A 19,543-nucleotide genomic window follows, 5' to 3' on the forward strand; every position below is an offset into this window, starting at 1 on the left:
GAGACGAAAGTACCGGCCGGGGCCCGTTTCTGGTTGTCGGACGTTGTGACGTATCGGACAGCTCCCGGACGCACACCGCCGGAAGCCCCGCCGTGATCTTTTTCACGGCGGGGCTTCTGGGGTCAGCGGTGCTTCTCCGCGGCGTCGTCCGTGCGTGCGTGTGGTGGCGGCGGGTGCTGTTCCTCCTTCCTCACGGGCCCGGTCCGCAGCAGGACGGCGAGGGCGGCGGCGGCCGCGGCCACCGCCAGGCCGAGCAGCAGGAAGCGGTCGGGGATCGCGCCCGCCCACCGGGAAAGCCGCTCCTCCCAGGCGAATTCGGCGTCCACCCCCATCAGGGACGGCAGTGCGGAGGTGCCGTCGAAGGCCAGGAACAGGACGCCGAGCAGGACGAACATCATGCCGCCGGCCAGGGAGGTGGTGTGCAGCGGCACGGTCCCGACGTGGATCACCCGGCCGCGCAGCCACTGCCGCCGCCCGAGGTCGTACCGGTCCCACAGAGCGGCCAGGACGAACATCGGCACCGCCATGCCCAGGGCGTAGACGGCCAGCAGCACACCGCCCCGCCAGGGGTCGCCGCCCATGGCGGCGACGGTCAGGACGGCGCCGAGGATCGGCCCCGCGCAGAAGCCCGCCAGGCCGTAGACCGAGCCCAGCGCCAGCACGGAGACCGCGGATCCCGAGCGGCGCCTGCCGGCCGCCCGCTGCAGGCGGCGCGAGCCGAATCCCCGGCTGAGCACCTGGGCCACGCCCAGCGCGATGACCAGCCAGCCGCCGGCTGTGACCAGGGTGTCCCGGTGTCCGTGGAAGAGCCGCCCGGCGAAGGAGCCGGCCACTCCCAGCGGTACCAGGGTGAGGCAGAGCCCGGCGTAGAAGAGTGCCGTGCGGCCCAGGAGCCGGGTGCGGCCGGTGAAGGAGTACGCGAAGAAGGCCGGCAGCAGCAGGGCCGAGCAGGGGCTGAGGAGGGCCAGCAGGCCGCCGAGGAAGGCGACCAGCACACCGGGGTCACTCATCGCCGTCTTCCCGCTGCCGTGCCTGCTCGGCGGCCTCGTCGACGATGTCGGTGAAGACGTCCGTGGGCTGGGCGCCGAGCACCGGCCGGCCGTTGACCAGGAACGCGGGGGTGCTGGTGACCCCGATGGCGTAGCCCTCCTCGCTGTCCCGGGTGACCGCCTGGTGGGCGGCGTCGGAGGCCATGTCCTTCTCGAACCGCGCGAGGTCCCCGACGCCGGCCTTCCGGGCCATGGCGATCAGGTTGTCCTCGCTGAAGTCGCCCGCGTTGCGGCGGCGCGGTTCGGCGTAGGCCTCGTCGTGGAACTGCCAGAAGCGGCTCTGCTGTCCGGCCGCCCAGCCGGCTCGTGCGGCACGGTCCGACTCGGCACCGAAGACGGGGAAGTTGCGCCACTCGATGCGCAGGATGCCCTTGTCGACGTAATCGCGGACCAGGTCCGGCTTGGTCTCGCGGGCGAACCGGCCGCAGAAGGGGCACTGGAAGTCGGAGTACTCGATCAGCACGACGGGGGCGTCCGGACTGCCGAGGGCGAGCGGGTCGGCGGCGTCCCGGCGGGCCAGGGCGAGCAGTTCGGGGTTGGCCGGCTCCTGTTGCCCGGGGGTCGACACGGTGGCGGGGGCCGCCGTGCCGCCTCCGGTGGTGTCGTGGCGGAGGGTGAGGGCGAGGACGGCGGTCACGACGGCGGCGGCCAGCACGATCACGGCGACGACGCGCCGGGTGCGGCCGGGGCGTGACCGCCCGGCTCCCGAGGACGCGGAGTGTGCGGATGTTCCGGGCATGGTGGTGCTCCGAGAGGTGAGAAAGGGCGAAGGGACGTGTGCGCGGAGCGGTGGGAGGCTCAGCGGCGGGCCGGTACGGGGCACGCGTCGGCTGTGGAGAGCCTGCGCAGGGCCGCCTCGGCCAGCAGGACGAGGGAGACGACGGCCACCAGCGGTTGCAGCGGGGCCCAGTAGGTGAGCGCCCCGGAGGTGCCCAGCAGGACCAGGACGAGCTTGTTGCAGACGGGGCAGCCCACCGCCAGCAGCGACAGCAGTCCGCCGGCCGACCCGAGCCGTCCGGCGGTCCTGGTGGACGGATCGCCGCGGTCCTCCGGGGCAACGGAGCCGCGCCGCGGTTCGACGAAGGTGGCGAGCACGAGGCCGGCGAGCACCGCGGTGGCGGCGAGCACGGGGTAGTTCCACCACTGGACGGGGACGGAACGGGAGAACAGGGGCGAGGGGACCACCGCGGTGGGCACGCCCACCAGCACTGTGGTCAGTGCGGCACCGGCCGTGGCGGCGACCCACTGCGGGGACTGCCACGCGGCCAGCGTCGCTCCCGCCCGGCGCGGTGACCGGGAGGAGGGCATGAGAGGGACTCCGTTTCGCTGAGGATGTGAAGGGACACGGCGCGCGGGCCGGTCTAGATCCTCAGGACGGAGAGCCGTACCGGGTCGGGGGCGGGCGGCGCGGACTCCGGCCCCCCGCACGCGGGGTCCGGGCCGGCCGGCGCGGCCGGTGTCCGGTGCTCCTCGCGTTCCGGCGTAGGCAGCGACGCGGACGGGCGGGAGCCGTCGCGGGCGGCGGCGTTGTCGGGGGCGGCCTGTCCGCCGCAGTGCCCGGTGTCCGACGGTGCGGAGTCCGCCGCCTCGTGGCGGGGAAGGGCCCGGCGGGCACCGGTGCCGTCCTGTTCCGCGGCGACCCCGCTCACGAGGGGACCCGCCGCGGGCACCGCGGGTCGTGCGGCGACCGTGGCGGAGGCCGGCTCGGCGGGGGCGGACTGCGTCACGGCCTGCCCGGTCATGCACAGGGACGAGACGACGACGGCGACCAGCAGCAGAACGCGGCGCAGCACGGAACCCGCTCCGTCGTGCGAGGAAGACGCTGTCATCGTGAGGGCTCCGTGGGGCGATGCCGCATGCGGGAGTCACGATAGGTCATACCGGCGGGGGTATGCACGTCCCGTTCGCCGTCATGACGTCATCCCCGTGCGGGTCCCGGATGGGCGCGGTGATTCCGGCCCGGCGGACCGCGCGTTCCATGGCCGCGGCCGAGAGCTGTGTATGTGACGCTCATCACTTCCATATACCCCCCGGGGCATAAACCGGATCCTGTTACGGTTGGGCTCAGTCATACCCCCCAGGGTATTTCTGAAGGCAAGTGAGCAGGAGTTCCCCGCATGGTTCCCGAGATCGACCAGCAGCGGTTCGCCGAGGCGCAGGCGGCAGGCGCCCTCGTCATCGACGTCCGCAACGGTGGCGAGTACCGGGCCGGTCACGTCCCCGGCGCCCGGTCGGCACCGCTTCCCAACCTCCCCCTGATCCTCAGCGAGCTGCCCAAGGACCGCCCGGTCCACGTGATCTGCCAGAGCGGTGGCCGCAGCGCGCAGGCCACCTCCCTGCTCCGCGATCTGGGCTTCGACGCCCTCAGCGTCAGCGGCGGCACCGCCGCCTGGATCGACGCCGGCCGCCCCGCCGCCACGGGCGGCGAGCCCGGCGCCCCCACCGCCCCCGCCACCCCCGAGGAGACGCGATGATCACCGTTCTGCCCGTCGAGACCCCCGGCCTGGGGGACCGCACCTACCTCGCCCACGACGGTTCCGTGGCCCTGGTGGTCGACCCTCAGCGCGACTACGACCGCGTCACCGCGCTGGCCGCCGCCGCCGGAGTGCGGATCACCCACGTGTTCGAGACGCACATCCACAACGACTACGTCACCGGCGGCCTGGCCCTGGCCCGCGAGGTGGGCGCGCAGTACCTGGTGAACGCCGACGACGAGGTCTCCTACGAGCGGACCCCGGTCCGCGACGACCAGGTGATCGAGGTCGGCGACACCATGCGGGTACGGGCGATCCACACCCCCGGCCACACCCACACCCACCTGTCCTACGCGCTGGAGGCCGGCGGGGAGCAGGTCGCGGTGTTCACCGGCGGCTCCCTGCTGTACGGCACCACGGGACGGCCGGACCTGCTGGGCCCGGACCACACCGACACCCTGGTGCGGGCCCAGTGGCGCTCGGCGCACCGGCTGGCCGAGGAACTGCCGGACGAGACCGCCGTCTACCCCACCCACGGGTTCGGTTCGTTCTGCTCCGCGACCCAGGCCGCCGGACTGTCCAGCACCATCGGCGAGGAGAAGCGGACCAACACCGCGCTCACCGCGGGCGAGGAAGCCTACGTCGAGCAGCTCCTCGCGGGCCTCGACGCCTTCCCGGCCTACTACGCCCACATGGGCCCGGCCAACTCCGGGGGGCCCGGCGAGCCGGACCTGTCCGCGCCGTCCGTGGCGGACCCGGCCGAGCTGCGGCGCCGGATCGAGGCCGGCGAGTGGGTGGTGGACCTGCGCGACCGCACCGCCTTCGCCGCCGGGCACCTGGCGGGCAGCCTCAACTTCGGCCTGGACGGCCAGTTCGTCACCTACCTGGGCTGGCTGATCCCGTGGGGCACCCCGGTCACCCTGCTCGGCGAGACCGCCGAGGACGTGGCCGAGGCCCAGCGCGAGCTGGTCCGCATCGGCATCGACCGCCCGGCCGCCATGGCCACCGGCGGCCCCGAGGACTGGACCGGAGGCGAGCCGCCGGTCTCCTACGAGCGCGCCACCTTCGGCGACCTGAAGGCCGCTCTCGGCGGCGACGACCTCGTCGTCCTGGACGTGCGCCGCAACCAGGAGCGCGCCGAGGCGCACATCCCGGGCTCGGTGCACATCCCCATCCACGAGGTGCCGGGCCGCCTCGAGGAGATCCCCGCGGGCCGTGTCTGGGTGCACTGCGCCGGCGGCTACCGCGCCGGAGTCGTCGCCGCACTGCTCCACGCCCGCGGCCGTGACGTCGTCGCCGTCGACGACAGCTTCGACAACGCCCTCGACCTGGGGCTGTGCCCCCTCACCTCCGGCATCCCCGGAACCCGCGACAACCGACAGGAGATCAACGCGTGACCACCCCCACCACCCCCCGCAGCCTGACCATCGACGAACTGCGCGCCCGGCTCGACTCCGCCAACCCGCCGCGCCTGCTCGACGTCCGTTCCCCCGTCGAGTTCGAGGGCGCTCACATCCCCGGCTCCTACAACGTCCCGCTGGACACCCTGCGCGAGCACCGCGAGGAGCTGACGAGGCACCTGGACACCGACGTGGTGCTGGTGTGCCGCTCCGGCCAGCGCGCCGGCCAGGCCGAACGCGCCCTCGCCGAGGCCGGGCTGCCCGGCCTGGCGGTCCTGTCGGGCGGCATGACGGCCTGGGAGAAGTCCGGTGCGCCGACCAACTACGGTCAGGAGCGCTGGGACATGGAGCGCCAGGTCCGCCTGGTCGCCGGTTCCCTGGTGCTGGCCGGCGCCCTCGGCAGCTTCGTCGTCCCCGGTCTGCAGGCGCTGTCCGCGTTCGTCGGCGGCGGACTGGCCTTCGCCGCCATCAGCAACACCTGTGCCATGGGCGTGATGCTGTCGAAGATGCCGTGGAACCGCACGCCGTCCTTCGACCCGCGCAAGGCCGTCGCCCAGCTCGCCGACGGCAGGTGATCACGATGACGCTGACGCTGGTCCTGGTCCTCGCGCTGCTGGTCGGCGTCTCCCTCGGGCTGCTCGGGGGAGGCGGGTCGATCCTGACCGTGCCGCTGCTGGTCTACGTCGCGGGCATGGACGCCAAGGAGGCCATCGCCACCTCCCTGTTCGTCGTCGGCGTCACCTCCGCCGTGGGCGTGATCAACCACGCCCGCGGCGGACGGGTCCGCTGGCGCACCGGCGTTCTGTTCGGAGCGGCCGGCATGGCCGGCGCCTACACCGGCGGACTCGTCGGCGGCCACATTCCCGACGTCGTCCTGCTGATCGCCTTCGCGGTCATGATGATCGTCACCGCCGCCGCCATGCTCCGGGGCCGCCGGGGCGTCGACCCCGACCGGGCCCACAAGCAGCTTCCGGTGGGGAGGGTCCTGCTCGACGGCGCGGCCGTCGGCCTGGCCACCGGCCTGGTCGGCGCGGGCGGCGGCTTCCTCGTCGTCCCCGCCCTGGCCCTGCTGGGCGGCCTGCCCATGCCGGTGGCCATCGGCACCTCACTGCTGGTCATCGCGATGAAGTCCGCCGCGGGCTTCGCCGGCTACCTGTCGAGCGTCCAGATCGACTGGAGCCTGACCCTGGCCGTCACCGGGTTCGCGGTCGTCGGCAGTCTGGTCGGAGCCCGGCTGGCGGGGCGCGTCCCCGCACACGTCCTCTCCCGGCTCTTCGCCTGGTTCGTGCTGGCCATGGGCACCTTCGTCCTGGTCCAGCAGGCCCCCGCCGACGTGGCGGTACCGATCCTCGCGGCCATCGCCTCGCTGGGCGCCGGTGCGGGCGTCTGCTACGGCTTCGTCGCCCGCTGTCCGCTGCGACGCGCCGTCCACCGGACCTAGGGACTCTCGCAACAGGCCCCAAGCGGTCACCGGACCCCTGCTGCCCCGGCGCACGCCCTTCGGCGCGCCGGGGCAGTGGCATGCCGTGCCGTCCGGGGAATGCCCCTCCCCGTTCCGGTGTTCATTACCCCAGGGGGTATCAAAAACCACTACTCTGGTGAAACGGAAGGAACCGTCCCATGAGCACCGTCGCACTCACCGCCGCGGACTTCGAGAACACCGTCACCGGCAACGACATCGTCCTCGTCGACTTCTGGGCCTCCTGGTGCGGACCGTGCCGGATGTTCGCCCCGGTCTACGAGAAGGCCTCCGAGGCCCACTCCGACATCGTCTTCGGCAAGGTCGACACCGAGGCCGAGCAGGCCCTGGCCGCCGCGGCGGACATCACCTCGATTCCCACCCTGATGGCCTTCCGCGAAGGCATCCTGGTCTTCTCCCAGCCCGGCGCGCTGCCGCCCCAGGCACTGGACCAGCTGATCACCGCCGTCCGCGGGCTCGACATGGACGAGGTCCGCGCCTCCCTCGCCACCCAGAGCCCCGGCCAGTGACCGCGGCCGGTCCCGGACCGGCCCTGTGAAAGGAAGAACCCATGGTCCAGCTCCCCGCCGACCAGGTGCGGTCGGCCGCCAACCGGCTCAAGCGCGCACAGGGCCAGCTCGCCGGCGTCGTGCGCATGCTGGAAGAAGGACGTGACTGCGAGGAGGTCGTCACCCAGCTCGCCGCGGTCAACCGCGCGCTGGACCGGGCCGGCTTCGCCATCGTCGCCAGCGGCCTCAAGGAGTGCCTGAGCCAGGAGGGCGGAGCCGACAGCCTAGACACGCAGAAGATGGAGAAGCTCTTCCTCTCCCTCTCCTGACGCTCCGGCCCGGGGCGGGTCAGGTGGCGGACAGGGAGTTCAGGGCGGCGTCCAGGCGGGTGGTGGCCTCCTCGGCGACGGGCCCGAGGGCGTCGAGGCCGGTGAGGGTGACCATGGTGCCCGGGTCGAGGGCCTGGACGAGCGTGTGGTCGCCGTCGCGGCGGACGACCACGTTGCACGGCAGGAGGAGGCCGATCGAGCGGTCGGCCTCCAGGGCCCGGTGGGCGAGGGGCGGGTTGCAGGCGCCCAGGATCAGGTAGTCCTCCATGTCGTGATCGAGCTTGGCCTTCAAAGTGGCCGTCACGTCGATCTCAGTGAGGACGCCGAATCCCTGGTCGGCCAGGGCCTGGCGGACGGCGGTGACGGCGGCGTCGAAGTCGGTGGTGGCCAGGCGGACGGTGCGGTCGTAGGACACGGTGCGCTGCTCCTTCGGTGCGGAATACCTGATTCCTTGATACCCCACCGGGTACCCGAGCAAGTGGACGCGATGCCGGGAGGGTTCCCGGTGGCCGGAAATACCCCCCTAGGTATTCCTGTTAGGGTGGGTGATCCGGATACCCCCCGAGGTACACAGTCTCTTGTGGAGGAGCCGTAGCCGTGTTCTTCGTCGACACCCTGGAATTCGAGGGTCTGGGCAACCGCAGCCATCTGGCGGGCGGCGGCCGCCGTGCGGTCGTCGTCGACCCGCCGCGCGACTTCGACCAGGTGATCGCCGCCGCGGTGAAACGCGGGGTGTGCATCGCGTACGTCGCCGAGACCCACGTGCACAACGACTACGTCACCGGCGGTCTGGAGCTCGCCCGTGTCACCGGCGCCTCCTACCTGGTGCCGGCCACGGCCCACGTGTCCTTCGCCCGCACCCCGGTCGCCGACGGCGACACCGTCGAGGTGGACGAGCGCCTGGTCCTGCGCGCGGTCGCGACCCCCGGCCACACCCCGCACCACACCTCCTACGTCCTGGAGGAGGACGGGCGTGCGGTGGCTGCGTTCACCGGCGGGTCGCTGCTGATCGGAGCGGTGGGCCGCCCGGATCTGGTGGAGCCCCGGCTGACCGAGGAACTCACCCGCGCCCAGCACGCCTCCGCGCACCGCCTGGCCGACGAGCTGGACGACGAGGTGCCGGTGCTGCCCACCCACGGCTTCGGCAGCTTCTGTTCCTCCTCCCAGGCCGAGGGGGACGCGACCACGATCGGCAAGGAACGCGCCACCAACGACGCGCTCACCCTGGACGTGGACACCTTCGTGGAGCGGGTGCTGGCCGGACTGGACGACGTGCCCGCGTACTACGCGCACATGGGCCCGGCCAACGCCGCGGGTCCCGCGCCCGTCGACCTCACCCCGCCGGAGCCGGCCGACGCCGGGCAGATCGCGCGGCGGCTGGCGGCGGGCGAGTGGGTGGTGGACCTGCGCAGCCGGGTGGCCTTCGCCGAGGGGCACGTGGCCGGGTCGTTCAACTTCGAGGGGGACGGCAAGCTCGCCACCTACCTGGCCTGGCTGATCCCGTGGGGCAAGCCCGTCACCCTGCTCGCCGACACCCCCGGGCAGATCGCCGACGCGCAGCGGGAGCTGGCCCGGGTCGGCATCGACCGCCCGGCCGCCGCCGCCACCGGCGGCCCGGCCGCCTGGGTCCGTGAGGGTGAACGGACCGCCTCCTTCCCGCGCGCCCGCTTCGCCGACCTCGCCGGTGTGCGGGAGCGCGGCGAAAAGGTCGTGGTGCTGGACGTGCGGCGGAACTCCGAACGGGCCGCGGGCCACGTCGAGGGGTCGGTGCACATCCCGATCCACGAGGTGCACGGCCGGATCGGCGAGGTGCCGGCCGGGACCGTGTGGGTGCACTGCGCGAGCGGCATGCGCGCGGCGATCGCGGCCTCCCTGCTGGACGCCGCCGGACGGGACGTGGTCGCCGTCGACGACGGCTTCGACGCCGCCGGCGAGGCGGGCCTGACCGTGACCCGCCACTGATCACCCCATCCGCTCACCCGACCCAAGGGCACGACCATGTTCCTCTTCCGACGCGGCACGGACCGCCTCACCCCCGAGCAGGCCCGCTCCCGCACCGGCGACGGCACCGCCGTACTGCTCGACGTTCGCGAGGTGCCGGAGTGGAGGGCCGGGCACGCGCCCGGCGCCGTCCACCTGCCCCTGACCCGGCTGCTGGCCGGAGCCGCCCTGCCGCCGGACGCTCAGGACCGGCCGGTGGTGGCGATCTGCCGCTCCGGGCACCGTTCACGGCAGGCAGCCAAGCTCCTGGCCTCCCGCGGCGTCGACGCCGTCGACGTCACCGGCGGCATGAACGCCTGGGCGAAGGCCGGGCTGCCGGTCGTCGACGAGCGCGGGCAGGGCGGCCGGATCGCGTGAGCGCCCTGGTCCTGGCCCTGATCGCGGGGGCCGTGGTCGGCCTGGCGCTCGGCGCGCTCGGCGGCGGCGGCAGCGTCCTGGCCGTTCCCGCCCTGATCTACCTGCTCGGCTTCACCCCCGCCGCCGCCACCACCGGCAGCCTCGTCATCGTCACAGTTACCTCCCTGACCGCCCTCTACGCCCACGCCCGCGCGGGGAACGTGCGGTGGAGAGCCGGCGCGGCGTTCGCCGCCGCGGGCCTGCTGCCGGCCGCCCTGGCGGGAGCCGCCGCCGCCCGTCTGCCGCAGGCCCTCCTCACCTTCGCCTTCGCGGTGGTCGCGGCCCTCGCCGCACTGAGGATGCTCCGGCCCGCCGACCCGGCCGGCGGCGGGACCGGCACGGTACGGCCGGGCAGTGCCGCCGCGGCGGGGGCGGGACTGGGCGCACTGACCGGGCTGCTGGGCGTGGGCGGCGGCTTCCTCGCCGTCCCGGCCCTGGTCACCGTCCTCGGTTTCGAGATGCAGGCCGCCGTCGGCACCAGCCTGCTGGTCATCACGGCCAACTCCCTGGCCTCGCTCGCCACCCGCTCGGGCGCCGCGGTCTCCCTCGACTGGGCGGTGATCGGCCCCTTCATCGCGGCCGCCGTCCTGGGCGCCTGGGACGGCAAACGCCTCGCCGCGAAGGTCTCCGGACCCCGGCTGCAGCGCGTCTTCGCGGTGGTCCTGCTGGCCGTGGCCGCCCTCATGCTCGCCGACGCGGTGACGTGAGACGGTGCTCGGCAGGAGACGGTGCTCAGGCCAGCGACAGGAACAGCTTCTCCAGACGGGCGCGCATCACATCCCGGTCACCGTTCACCTGTCCACCCTCCGCCATGCAGTGCTGCAGCCCCGTCGCGATGATCGCGAAGCCGGCCCGGTCCAGCGCCCGGGAGACCGCCGCGAGCTGCGTGATCACGTCCTCGCAGTCCCGCCCCTCCTCGATCATCCTGATGATCCCCGCGATCTGCCCCTGTGCCCGTCGCAGCCGGTTGAGCACGCTCTTCAGCTCGTCGGCCGCCATGTCCAGCTCCACGCATCCTCCTACATTGATACCCCATAGGGTATTCTAGTCCGTTCGGTACCCGCCCGGACGAACAGACGAAAGGCAGCTCCATCCCCATGAGTACCCCCGCCACCATCGACCCCGCCCAGGCCGCCGAGAGCCTGAGCACCTACACGGTCATCGACGTGCGCACCCCCGGTGAGTACGCCGCAGGCCACCTGCCCGGCGCCCACAACATCCCCCTCGACCACCTGCACACCGCGCTGCCCGCCCTCAAGACGGTAGCCGCCCGCGGCGACCTGCTGATGGTGTGCGCCTCCGGCAACCGCTCCGCCACCGCCTGCGCGCAGCTCGCCGCCGCCGACATCGCCGCCACCACCCTCACCGGCGGCACCAGCGCCTGGGCCGCCCAGGGCCACCGCGTCGACCGCGACGACACCGCCAGGTCCGTCTGGCCCATGGAACGCCAGGTCCGTCTCGCCGCCGGCTCCCTCGTCGTGGCCGGCCTCGCGCTCGGCACCCGCTACCGGCCCGCCCGCTGGCTGTCCGCCGCGATCGGGAGCGGCCTGGTCTTCTCCGCCGTCACCGACACCTGCGGCATGGCCGCCGTCCTGTCGAAGCTCCCGCACAACCAGCCCCGTACCACCGACCTGGACGCCACCCTGCAGGCCCTCGTCCGGTGACCCCGGCCCTCCGCACGGCGGCCGGGGCGGTGGGCCCGGCCGCCTACGCGCGGAGGGTGGCCGGTCGCAGGGCGGGGCGGCGCAGGGCGACCGCGGCCCGGACGACCGCGGCGGTCGTGGCGAGGGCGGCGCAGGCCGCCGTGACCGCGGCGAGTGCCGCCCAGGGCAGGGCGAGCGGGACGGGGGCCGACCGCAGCGCCAGGGCCGCCCACATCCCGGCCAGGTCGAGCACGGCGACGGTCACGCCGAGGACGGCGCCGACGGCGACCCCCGCCAGCGATTCGGCGCCCGCCAGACGCAGCACCTGCCACCGCGTGGCCCCGGTCAGCCGGAGCACCGCGAGATCGCGGACCTGGTCGGAGGCCGCCATGACCGTGGTGTTGACCACGGAGATGCCGGCGTAGAGCAGCGCGATGCCGAGGACGAGCAGGAGGCCGTACCGGGTGGTGCGTTCGGTCCCGGGGGCCGTGGCGGCGAGCCACTGCTCCGCGGTGAGCACCCGGCCGCCGCCGGGCCCGACCGCCCGCTCCAGGCCGGCGGCCACCACGTCCGCTTCGGCACCGTCCGCGAGGGCGACGTCCACCCGGTCCACGCGCGCGCCCGGCGCGTTGGCGGGCGTGACGAGGACGCCGTTGTCGCCGGTGCCGGTGGCCGTCACCGCGGCGATCCGCAGCGTCCGCTCCGTGCCGTCCCCGAGCCACACCCGTACGCGCTGCCCGACCGTGTGCCGCTCCCACTCCTCGTTGACGACGACCGAGCCGTCGTCCAGGTCGGTGACCTTCCCCGCGGTCAGCGGCAGGCGCGCGGTGGCCGCCAGCGCCCGGGGGTCGGCGGCACGGGCCTCCGACCTGATCAGCGCCACACCCTCCTCGAGGACGTACACCGCGCTCGGCGCGCTCGCCGACACCCGCGCGCCGGGCACCGCGCGCAGCCGGTCCAGCGTCCGCGCGTCGAAGGAGCCGTGACCGGTGGCCGTGACGACGAACGCCGCGGTGGTGCGCTCCCGCGTCTCGGCGGCCCGGGCCCGGTCCAGCGTCGCGGTGGCGCCGAGCAGTGAACCCGTGAGGGCGACCGTGACCAGGACGGGCGCCGCGACCGCGGCCGTACGGCGCACCCCGGCGGCCGCGTTCTCGCGCACGAGCATGCCGACCGCTCCGGGCAGCCGGGCCGGCAGCCAGGCCGCCAGCCGGGTCAGCGGGCGCACCACCAGCGGCGCGAGCAGTGCGGCTGCGGCGATCAGCAGCATGGGGCGGCTGACGTAGGTCTTGCGGTGCAGCAGGTCGCCGGGATCGCTCAGCAGCGCGACGACGAGCGTCACCGCGGCCGTCAGCAGCAGACCCGCACCGCCGAGCCACCGCCCCGGGGTCATGGGCGGCCCGGCGTCGGCGGACGCCTCGCGCAGCGCCTGGGCGGGACCCGTGCGCCCCGCCCGCCAGGAGGCGGCGACGACACCGCACAGGGCGACGAGAAGCCCCGTCCAGAACGCCACGTGGAAGGGCCAGGCCGCGTCGCCGATCGCGAACCAGCCCGGCGCCAGGCCCACGTCGACCACCCACGCGGCCAGCCGGGGAGCCGCGTGCGCGCCGAGCACACAGCCGGCGGCCGAGGCGAGCACCCCGATCAGCAGGGCCTCGAGGAGCACCATGCGCCGGATCTGTCCCGCAGTGGCCCCCGCGGTGCGCAGCAGTCCGAACTCCCGGCGCCGCTGGGCGACCGCGAAGGCGAAGGTGGACGCCACCACGAACACCGAGACGAAGGCGGAGACGCCGCCGGCCGTGCCGAACAGCGCGTTCATCGCGGTCAGCGCCTCGCTGTCGCGCTCGGGAGAGGCGTCGGCGAAGCGACGGTCGTCACCCGTGAGGACCCGGACGCCCCCGCCGCCGCCCACCGCCTTCCGTACGGCCGCCGGGTCGGCGTCCACCACCAGCTGGTCCACGGGCGGGGACAGCCCGGCGGCGCGCGCGTCGGTGTGGAAGACGGCGTGCTCGAAGCCCTGACCTGCCACGGTGCCCACCACCCGCACCGTGCCGCGGTCGGTGCGCACCCGCTGTCCGGGCCGCGCCCAGTCGCCGCTGACGACGACCTCGTCGTCCGCGCGGGGCGCGCGTCCCGAGACCAGCTCGTACGGGACGAAGGCGGCGGTGGACCAGGGGTGACCGGTCAGCCCGGCCGGACCGCCCTCCGCGCGCACGGGGTAGGAGCGGTCCGCGACGACGGTGCCGAGCCGGCGCAGCGCCGCCACGGTCGTGCCGGGCACCGCGCGGGGGTGCGCCAGCCTCGCGGTCCGCTCGCCGTTCGGCGTCGGCACGCGCAGGGTGTCCGCCCCCTTGACCACGACCGGGGCGGCGGCGAACCGTTCCGGCCTCCGCGCGGGAGCCTCCAGGGAGGAGGCGAGGGCGAGCCCCATGACGGTCAGCAGGGCCACGCCCAGCGACAGGGCGGCGAAGGTGCCGGCGAAGGCGGTCCAGCGGAAGCGCAGGGTGCGCAGGGCGAGACTCAGCACGGCACGGTCTCCAGTCCGGTCATCCGCGCGGCGACGGCGTCGGCGCCCGCCCCGGCCAGCTCGCCGTGGACGCGCCCGTCGACCAGGAACACGACGCGGTCCGCGCGGGCGGCGGCCACCGGGTCGTGGGTCACCATGACGATCGTCTGCCCCTCGCGGTCGGCCGTCCCGCGCAGCAGCGCGAGCACCTCGTGCCCGGTCCGGGAGTCGAGGGCCCCGGTCGGTTCGTCGGCGAACAGCACCTCGGGGCGGGTGATCAGGGCGCGGGCCAGGGCCACTCGTTGCTGCTGGCCGCCGGACAGCTCGGCGGGCCGGTGCCGGGCACGGTCCCCGAGCCCCACCTGGTCGAGCGCCTCACGGATCCGGGCCCGCGGCACGCGCCGGCCGGCCAGCCGCAGCGGCAGGGCGACGTTCTGCTCGGCGGTCAGCGCGGGGAGCAGGTTGAACGCCTGGAAGACGAAGCCGATCCGCTCGCGGCGCAGCAGCGTCAGCCGCCGCTCACCGAGCCCGGCCAGCTCGGTGCCGCCGACGGTGACGGAGCCCGAGGTGGGCCGGTCGAGCCCCGCGGCGCACTGCAGCAGCGTGGACTTGCCGGAGCCGGAGGGCCCCATCACGGCGGTGAAGCTCCCGCGCGGGAAGGCGAGCGAGACCTCGTCCAGCGCGCTCACCGCGCCGTCGCCCGACCCGTACCGCCGGCTCACGCGACGCAGGGCGACCGCGTCGCCGTTCCTCTGGCCCATGTGTCCCCACTCCCCTTGTGTCCCGGCCGCTCCAGGGCCGGCCGGCCAGGGGACACGAAACCGTCCGGGGCCCGGCCGGCGCAGTGCGGCAGGGGTGAGAAGAGGGGTGGGGCCAGGCATACCCCGGGACCTCCGTCAGGGCCCATGGCCGCAGGCGGCGCCGGCTTCTACGGTGATCCGCATGCAGCCCCGGAACCCCTGGCAGGCCATGTGCCGCCCCCGCTATCCGCTGTCGGCGTGGCCGTGGCGCTCCGCGGCGTATCTGCTCACCGGCGCGGTGGCCGGCGCGGCCGTGCTCGTGGGCACCGTGGTGTCGGTGGTGGCCGGTGGTGTGCTCGCGCTCGTCCTGGTGGGGCTGCCGCTGCTGCTCGGCACCGTCCTGGCGGGCATCCCGGTGGCACGGCTGGAACGGCGGAGGCTGCGGCTGGTCGACGGCGATCCGGCGCACGACCCGCATCTGCCGCCCGCCGCCCCCGGGCTGCGGGCCTGGCTGACCACCCGGCTGCGGGAGCGGGCCACCTGGCGGGAGCTCGGTCACGCCCTGCTCTTCGCGGGCCTGCTGTGGCCGGTCGACGCCCTCGCGCTCACGGCCGGGCTGCTCGTCCCGGCGGCCGTGACCGCGACCCCGCTGCTGATGGCGACGGCCGGGGACGGCCGGGAGGCGAAGGTCCTCAAGCTGTGGACGGTCACCGGCTGGCCCGCGGCGGCCGGTGCCGCCCTGCTCGGCGTCGTCCTGCTCGCCCTCGGCGGCTATGTGCTGGGCGCCGCGGCGGGCGCCCGCGCGGGGCTGACCCGGCTGCTGATCGCCCCGCGCGAGGCCGAACTGCACGCTCGGGTCACCGAACTGACGCGGTCCCGGGTACGGCTGGTGGACGCCTTCGAGGCGGAGCGGCGGCGGATCGAACGCGATCTGCACGACGGCGCCCAACAGCGCCTCGTCGCCCTGACGATGACGCTCGGCCTGGCCCGCCTCGACGCGCCGCCCGGGCCGCTGGCCGATCAACTCGCCAAGGCGCACGAGGAGTCGGGCCGGGCGCTGCGGGAGCTGCGGGAACTCGTCCACGGCATCCACCCCCAGGTGCTCGCCGACTACGGTCTCGAGGCCGCCGTCGCCGACGCGGCCGACCGGTCCGCCGTACCCGTGGACGTGGACCTGAGCCTGTCCGGGCGGCTGCCTGCGTCCGTGGAGGCCGCCGCGTACTTCGTGGTGTGCGAGGCGCTCGCCAATGTGGCCCGGCACAGCGGGGCGAACCGCGCGAGGGTGGACGGCGGGCACCGCGACGGACGGCTGCTGCTGGAGATACGCGACGACGGGTGGGGCGGCGCGCGGGCCGGGGCGGGCAGCGGACTGACCGGACTGGCCGACCGGGTGTCGGTGCTCGATGGCAGACTCACTCTGTCCAGCCCGGTGGGCGGACCGACCCTGCTGCGTGTGGAGATCCCTTGCGCCCCCTGCTCCCCCTGACCGACGGCCGGGCGCTGCGCGTCGTGCTGGCCGAGGACAGCGTGCTGCTGCGGGAGGGCCTGACCGGTCTGCTCCGGCGCTGCGGGCACGAGGTCGTCGCGGCGGTCGGTGACGCCGGGGCGCTGGTCGCCGGGGTCGGGGAGCACGACCCGGACATCGTGGTGACGGACGTCCGGATGCCCCCGGACTTCCAGGACGAGGGCCTGCACGCGGCCGTGCGGCTGCGCACCGAGCGGCCCGCCCTGCCCGTCCTGGTCCTCAGCCAGTACGTCCAGCGCCGGTACGCCTCCGACCTGCTGGACTCGGGCGACGGCACGGGCGTCGGCTACCTGCTGAAGGACCGGGTCGGTCACGTCGAGGAGTTCGTGGCCGCCCTGGGCGAGGTCGCGGCCGGCGGCACGGTGGTGGACCCCGAGGTCGTACGGCAGTTGCTGCGCCGGCGGCGCGATCCGCTGGAGCGGCTGTCGCCGCGGGAGCGCGAGGTGCTGGCGCTGATCGCCGAGGGCAGGTCCAACGGTGCGATCGCGCGGGAACTGGTGGTGTCCGAGGCGGCCGTCGGCAAGCACATCGGCAGCATCTTCACCAAGCTGGACCTGCCGCCGGCGGACGGGACGCACCGGCGGGTCCTGGCGGTGCTGGCCTATCTGCGGGCGTGAGAGGGCGTACCGGGGCTGCGGGCGTGAGAGGGCGTACCGGCGCGGGAAGGGCGCCGCGAACCGGACGGACGGTTCATGCGGCGCCGGCCAGGTGCGCCCGGTACCAGGGTGCCGACCGCGCGAAGGCAGGGGCGAAGCCCTCACCCGGTGAGCAGTCCAGGTCCTTCCAGAAGCCGTCGTCCGCGAACCAGTGGTCGACGGTGAGCAGGTCGAGGTGGTGCAGCGCGCGCGGGGAGGCGGCGGCCCGTACGCGGGCCGTGGCCACGTCCACCGTGGCACCGCCGCCGGGCCGCTCCACCTGCTCGCACACGGCCGCGAGCAGGTCCGCGGCGGGGACGGGATCCGGGTGGCCGACGTAGTGGGCGCCGGGCCCGTGGTGCGGGGACAGCGCCGCGGCGACGACCGCCCGGCCCAGGGTGCCGACGTCGATCATCGAGTGGAGGGCCGCGCAGCCGGTGAGGGCGGCGGACAGCTCCCGGAGCAGCCCCACCAGTCCGGGGACCACCCAGCGGTCGCCCTCGCCGTGGACCAGATGCGGGCGCAGCACCAGTCCGCCGGCGTCGAGCACGTGCCGCTCGGCCGCCGCGCGGGTGCGGCTGGTGGCGGAGACGGGAGCGATCGGGGCCTCGCCGGGCCGTACGCCGCGGAAGGGGCCCCGGCCGTGGACGGCGGCGGTGCTCACGTACACGATCCGGCGCACCCCGCTCCGGACGGCCTCCTCCACCAGGGCCTTCGTGCCGAGTTCGTTGACCGCCGCGACGGACTCCGGGTCGCCGCCCACGCGGGAGGCGCAGTGGACGAGGACGTCGACGCCGGCGCAACTGCCGCGCAGCGTACGGGGGTCGGCCAGGTCACCGGGCACCGTCCCGGGGTCCGGGCGCCCGCCCGGCGTCCGGCGGGACAGCGACCGGACGCGGACCCCCGGGCGTTCGCGGGCCGCCGCGGCGACCCGGCTGCCGACGAAGCCCGTCGCGCCGGTGAGCAGGAGGCCGACGGTCACGGCAGGGGCCGTACGGGGACGCCGGGGGAGCAGGTGAGGGTGGCGGCGAAGACGGGCTCGTCGTCCTGCCGTCCCGACACCCGTACCGTCACCTCGTCCTCGCCCTTGTCGAGCACTTCGGCGTCGATCCAGCAGGGGCTGTCCAGTTCGGCGTAGCGGCTGAAGGAGACGGACAGTTCGGACGGCAGGAAGGGCAGCCGGCCCGACGCCGCGGTCGCCGCCTGGCGGGCGGCCTCGAACAGGACCATGCCGGGGACGTGGTCGTTGGGGCGGGGGAAGAGCACCGGGTGCCCGGTGTCGACGCGCAGGAGCCAGGTCTCGGGCCGGTCGGACGGGGCGAGGACGACGTCCTCCGCGCGGGTGCGGCCCACCTGTGCGGGCGGAACCGGTCCCGGCAGCGGTATTCGGGCGCCCTGGGCGGCCAACTGGCGTGCCCGCAGGCGGCGGTACGCGGCCGGTGAGGTGCAGCCCGTGCTGCCGGTGCCGCGGGCGACGAGCCGGCCCGCGCGGCGGAACTCCATGGTCGTGCGCATGCCGTTCAGGCCGCGGCCCCGGCGGCGCACCTCGGAACAGACGACGTCGACGGTGACCGGCTCGGCCGCCTCGGTGAGCAGCAACGCGCCCGGATCCGTGGAGATCTCCAGGTCGCGCATGACGAAATGGGTGTCGGCGGGGGCGCCGAACTCGGCGTGGGCGAGGGCCATCGAGGTCTGGCGCAACGTTTCACCGACGATCATCGGATCCTGGTGGCGGTCGTCGACGGGGCCGAAGAAGCTGTGGTCGGCGGGCCAGCGCGCGGTGACGCGGAAGCGGTCGTCCGAGATCCGGGCCCATTCCACCGGGAAGACGTCCGCCGCGCGGGGGCGGTGGGCGAGTTCCGGTGTGACGCGGGTGCGTAACGGGGCGGCCCCGGCGGCGATTGCGGGCGGGACCCGTCGTCCGGTCTGATCCTCCATGGGCGTGCTCAAGGAATGCGGCTGCGGCATGAGGAACCCCCGGGATCGGCAATCTGGCTCCGGTCGGTTCGCACTAAGATACGGACGAGACGGTTTTTTTCCAAGGGTGATCCACATCGCCGGATTCGAGCCCGAGCGCCCCGCACAGCGCGACAGACCGCACGGCGGCTTCACGCCTGCTTCACGGCGAGCGCACGGTGCGACCCACCAGATCCACGAGCGTCCACGCAGATCAGGAGGCACCCGATGGCGCGACAGGAGCGCGCGATCCGCACCCGGCGGACGATTCTGGAGGCGGCGGCGGCCGTCTTCGACGAACGCGGCTACACCTCGGCGACCATCGGGGAGATCCTGGAGCGGGCCGGGGTCACCAAGGGCGCGCTCTACTTCCACTTCGGCTCCAAGGAGGAGCTGGCCCTCGGCGTGTTCGAGGAGCAGCTGGCGATCTCCCTGCCGCCCCAGTCGAGCAAACTCCAGGAACTGGTCGACTCCGGCCTGGTACTGGCGCTGCGGCTGAGGACCGAGCCGCTGGTGCGGGCGAGCGTCGGACTGGCCCTGGACCAGGGGGCGCTGGGACTGGACCGCACCCCGGCGTTCGGCATGTGGATCGACCAGACCACCCGGACGCTGGCCGAGGCCAAGGCGGGGGGCGAGCTGCTGCCGCACGTCGACGCGACGGAGACGGCGGAACTGCTGGTCGCGAGCTTCTCGGGGGTGCAGCTGCTGTCACAGCTGCGCTGCCAGCGGCAGGACCTGGAGCACCGGGTCGTCGTGCTGTTCCACCACATCCTGCCGGGCGTCGCCGTTCCCGCGGTGCTGGCCCGCCTGGACATCTCGCCGGACCGCGCCGGACGGCTGCTCGCCGAGGGGCGGACGGTGGCGGTGGCGGAGGCGGGGTAGGCGCCGGCGCGGCACACGGCGGCTCCCCGCCCGGCGACCCGG

Annotated in this window: 23 protein-coding genes; 13 read left to right on the forward strand and 10 right to left on the reverse strand. The window is 74.6% G+C overall.

Annotated features, from left to right (window positions below):
• Window positions 1-122: 122 nt before the first annotated feature.
• Genes F1615_RS06745 through F1615_RS06760 form a run of 4 tightly spaced genes read right to left on the reverse strand, consistent with a single transcriptional unit; the run spans window position 123 to window position 2,878 of the window.
• On the reverse strand, window positions 123-1,010 hold the full coding sequence (locus F1615_RS06745) for a cytochrome c biogenesis CcdA family protein (RefSeq protein WP_149547949.1): 888 nt from the start codon (window positions 1,008-1,010) through the stop codon (window positions 123-125).
• Window positions 1,003-1,788 carry a DsbA family protein gene (locus F1615_RS06750; protein WP_149547950.1) on the reverse strand — a complete coding sequence of 262 codons (786 nt, stop codon included), beginning with the start codon at window positions 1,786-1,788 and terminating at the stop codon, window positions 1,003-1,005. Before F1615_RS06750 ends, F1615_RS06745 begins: the two co-directional genes overlap by 8 nt.
• Window positions 1,789-1,847: 59 nt before the next feature.
• The gene (locus F1615_RS06755) at window positions 1,848-2,357 is read right to left on the reverse strand and encodes a hypothetical protein (RefSeq protein WP_149547951.1); all 510 of its coding nucleotides are present in this window, start codon (window positions 2,355-2,357) and stop codon (window positions 1,848-1,850) included.
• Between the two features lie 53 nt (window positions 2,358-2,410).
• On the reverse strand, window positions 2,411-2,878 hold the full coding sequence (locus tag F1615_RS06760; protein WP_149547952.1) for a hypothetical protein: 468 nt from the start codon (window positions 2,876-2,878) through the stop codon (window positions 2,411-2,413).
• 288 nt (window positions 2,879-3,166) lie between these two features.
• On the opposite strand from F1615_RS06760, the gene F1615_RS06765 reads away from it, so the two are divergent.
• The 6 genes from F1615_RS06765 (at window position 3,167) to F1615_RS06790 (ending at window position 7,220) form a co-directional block, all read left to right on the forward strand.
• A complete protein-coding gene (locus F1615_RS06765; protein WP_149547953.1) occupies window positions 3,167-3,523 on the forward strand; it encodes a rhodanese-like domain-containing protein in 357 nt (118 codons plus the stop codon).
• A complete protein-coding gene (locus F1615_RS06770) occupies window positions 3,520-4,920 on the forward strand; it encodes an MBL fold metallo-hydrolase (protein WP_149547954.1) in 1,401 nt (466 codons plus the stop codon). The genes F1615_RS06765 and F1615_RS06770 overlap by 4 nt, the downstream gene beginning before the upstream one ends.
• Window positions 4,917-5,498 (forward strand): rhodanese-like domain-containing protein, encoded by a 582-nt coding sequence (locus F1615_RS06775; RefSeq protein WP_149547955.1) that lies wholly within the window; start codon window positions 4,917-4,919, stop codon window positions 5,496-5,498. The genes F1615_RS06770 and F1615_RS06775 overlap by 4 nt, the downstream gene beginning before the upstream one ends.
• Before the next feature lie 5 nt (window positions 5,499-5,503).
• A complete protein-coding gene (locus tag F1615_RS06780; RefSeq protein WP_244328653.1) occupies window positions 5,504-6,364 on the forward strand; it encodes a sulfite exporter TauE/SafE family protein in 861 nt (286 codons plus the stop codon).
• A gap of 179 nt (window positions 6,365-6,543) precedes the next feature.
• A complete protein-coding gene (gene trxA, locus F1615_RS06785; RefSeq protein WP_149547956.1) occupies window positions 6,544-6,912 on the forward strand; it encodes a thioredoxin in 369 nt (122 codons plus the stop codon).
• Window positions 6,913-6,953: 41 nt separating this feature from the next.
• On the forward strand, window positions 6,954-7,220 hold the full coding sequence (locus tag F1615_RS06790) for a metal-sensitive transcriptional regulator (RefSeq protein WP_037938242.1): 267 nt from the start codon (window positions 6,954-6,956) through the stop codon (window positions 7,218-7,220).
• A gap of 19 nt (window positions 7,221-7,239) precedes the next feature.
• Here the strand turns inward: F1615_RS06790 and F1615_RS06795 are convergent, their stop codons facing one another.
• Window positions 7,240-7,635, reverse strand: a complete 396-nt coding sequence (locus F1615_RS06795) for a DUF302 domain-containing protein (RefSeq protein ID WP_149547957.1) — start codon at window positions 7,633-7,635, stop codon at window positions 7,240-7,242.
• A gap of 182 nt (window positions 7,636-7,817) precedes the next feature.
• Here F1615_RS06795 and F1615_RS06800 point away from each other — a divergent pair, with 182 nt between their 5' ends.
• From F1615_RS06800 to F1615_RS06810, 3 genes are read left to right on the forward strand one after another with little or no spacing between them, the layout of a single operon-like run.
• Window positions 7,818-9,182, forward strand: coding sequence for an MBL fold metallo-hydrolase (locus F1615_RS06800; RefSeq protein ID WP_149547958.1), 1,365 nt, complete (start codon window positions 7,818-7,820; stop codon window positions 9,180-9,182).
• 36 nt (window positions 9,183-9,218) lie between these two features.
• Window positions 9,219-9,578: a rhodanese-like domain-containing protein gene (locus tag F1615_RS06805; protein ID WP_149547959.1), complete on the forward strand. Its 360-nt coding sequence runs from the start codon at window positions 9,219-9,221 to the stop codon at window positions 9,576-9,578.
• On the forward strand, window positions 9,575-10,324 hold the full coding sequence (locus tag F1615_RS06810; RefSeq protein WP_149547960.1) for a sulfite exporter TauE/SafE family protein: 750 nt from the start codon (window positions 9,575-9,577) through the stop codon (window positions 10,322-10,324). Before F1615_RS06805 ends, F1615_RS06810 begins: the two co-directional genes overlap by 4 nt.
• A gap of 25 nt (window positions 10,325-10,349) precedes the next feature.
• On the opposite strand, the gene F1615_RS06815 is transcribed toward F1615_RS06810, so the two are convergent.
• Entirely contained in the window at window positions 10,350-10,628 is a 279-nt protein-coding gene (locus F1615_RS06815; RefSeq protein ID WP_037938233.1) for a metal-sensitive transcriptional regulator, read from the reverse strand.
• A gap of 86 nt (window positions 10,629-10,714) precedes the next feature.
• On the opposite strand from F1615_RS06815, the gene F1615_RS06820 reads away from it, so the two are divergent.
• Window positions 10,715-11,281, forward strand: coding sequence for a rhodanese-like domain-containing protein (locus F1615_RS06820; protein ID WP_149547961.1), 567 nt, complete (start codon window positions 10,715-10,717; stop codon window positions 11,279-11,281).
• Window positions 11,282-11,324: 43 nt separating this feature from the next.
• Here F1615_RS06820 and F1615_RS06825 read toward each other — a convergent pair whose 3' ends face one another.
• Both F1615_RS06825 and F1615_RS06830 read right to left on the reverse strand, forming a co-directional pair.
• Entirely contained in the window at window positions 11,325-13,784 is a 2,460-nt protein-coding gene (locus F1615_RS06825; protein ID WP_149547962.1) for an ABC transporter permease, read from the reverse strand.
• Complete coding sequence (locus F1615_RS06830) at window positions 13,778-14,524, reverse strand: ABC transporter ATP-binding protein (protein WP_149547963.1); 747 nt, start codon at window positions 14,522-14,524, stop codon at window positions 13,778-13,780. Before F1615_RS06830 ends, F1615_RS06825 begins: the two co-directional genes overlap by 7 nt.
• A gap of 181 nt (window positions 14,525-14,705) precedes the next feature.
• Here F1615_RS06830 and F1615_RS06835 point away from each other — a divergent pair, with 181 nt between their 5' ends.
• Together F1615_RS06835 and F1615_RS06840 are read left to right on the forward strand one after the other, a co-directional pair.
• Window positions 14,706-15,989 (forward strand): sensor histidine kinase, encoded by a 1,284-nt coding sequence (locus tag F1615_RS06835; RefSeq protein ID WP_149547964.1) that lies wholly within the window; start codon window positions 14,706-14,708, stop codon window positions 15,987-15,989.
• 23 nt (window positions 15,990-16,012) lie between these two features.
• Window positions 16,013-16,645: a response regulator transcription factor gene (locus F1615_RS06840; protein ID WP_149548228.1), complete on the forward strand. Its 633-nt coding sequence runs from the start codon at window positions 16,013-16,015 to the stop codon at window positions 16,643-16,645.
• A gap of 73 nt (window positions 16,646-16,718) precedes the next feature.
• On the opposite strand, the gene F1615_RS06845 is transcribed toward F1615_RS06840, so the two are convergent.
• Window positions 16,719-17,645, reverse strand: a complete 927-nt coding sequence (locus F1615_RS06845; protein WP_149547965.1) for an NAD-dependent epimerase/dehydratase family protein — start codon at window positions 17,643-17,645, stop codon at window positions 16,719-16,721.
• Window positions 17,642-18,601 (reverse strand): ScbA/BarX family gamma-butyrolactone biosynthesis protein, encoded by a 960-nt coding sequence (locus F1615_RS06850; RefSeq protein ID WP_149547966.1) that lies wholly within the window; start codon window positions 18,599-18,601, stop codon window positions 17,642-17,644. The genes F1615_RS06845 and F1615_RS06850 overlap by 4 nt, the downstream gene beginning before the upstream one ends.
• Before the next feature lie 246 nt (window positions 18,602-18,847).
• Between F1615_RS06850 and F1615_RS06855 the strand changes: the two genes are divergently transcribed.
• On the forward strand, window positions 18,848-19,501 hold the full coding sequence (locus F1615_RS06855) for a ScbR family autoregulator-binding transcription factor (RefSeq protein WP_149547967.1): 654 nt from the start codon (window positions 18,848-18,850) through the stop codon (window positions 19,499-19,501).
• Window positions 19,502-19,543: the final 42 nt, after the last annotated feature.

The sequence above is a fragment of the Streptomyces marokkonensis genome (assembly GCF_008312835.1).
In the GTDB taxonomy this organism is placed as follows: domain Bacteria; phylum Actinomycetota; class Actinomycetes; order Streptomycetales; family Streptomycetaceae; genus Streptomyces; species Streptomyces marokkonensis_A.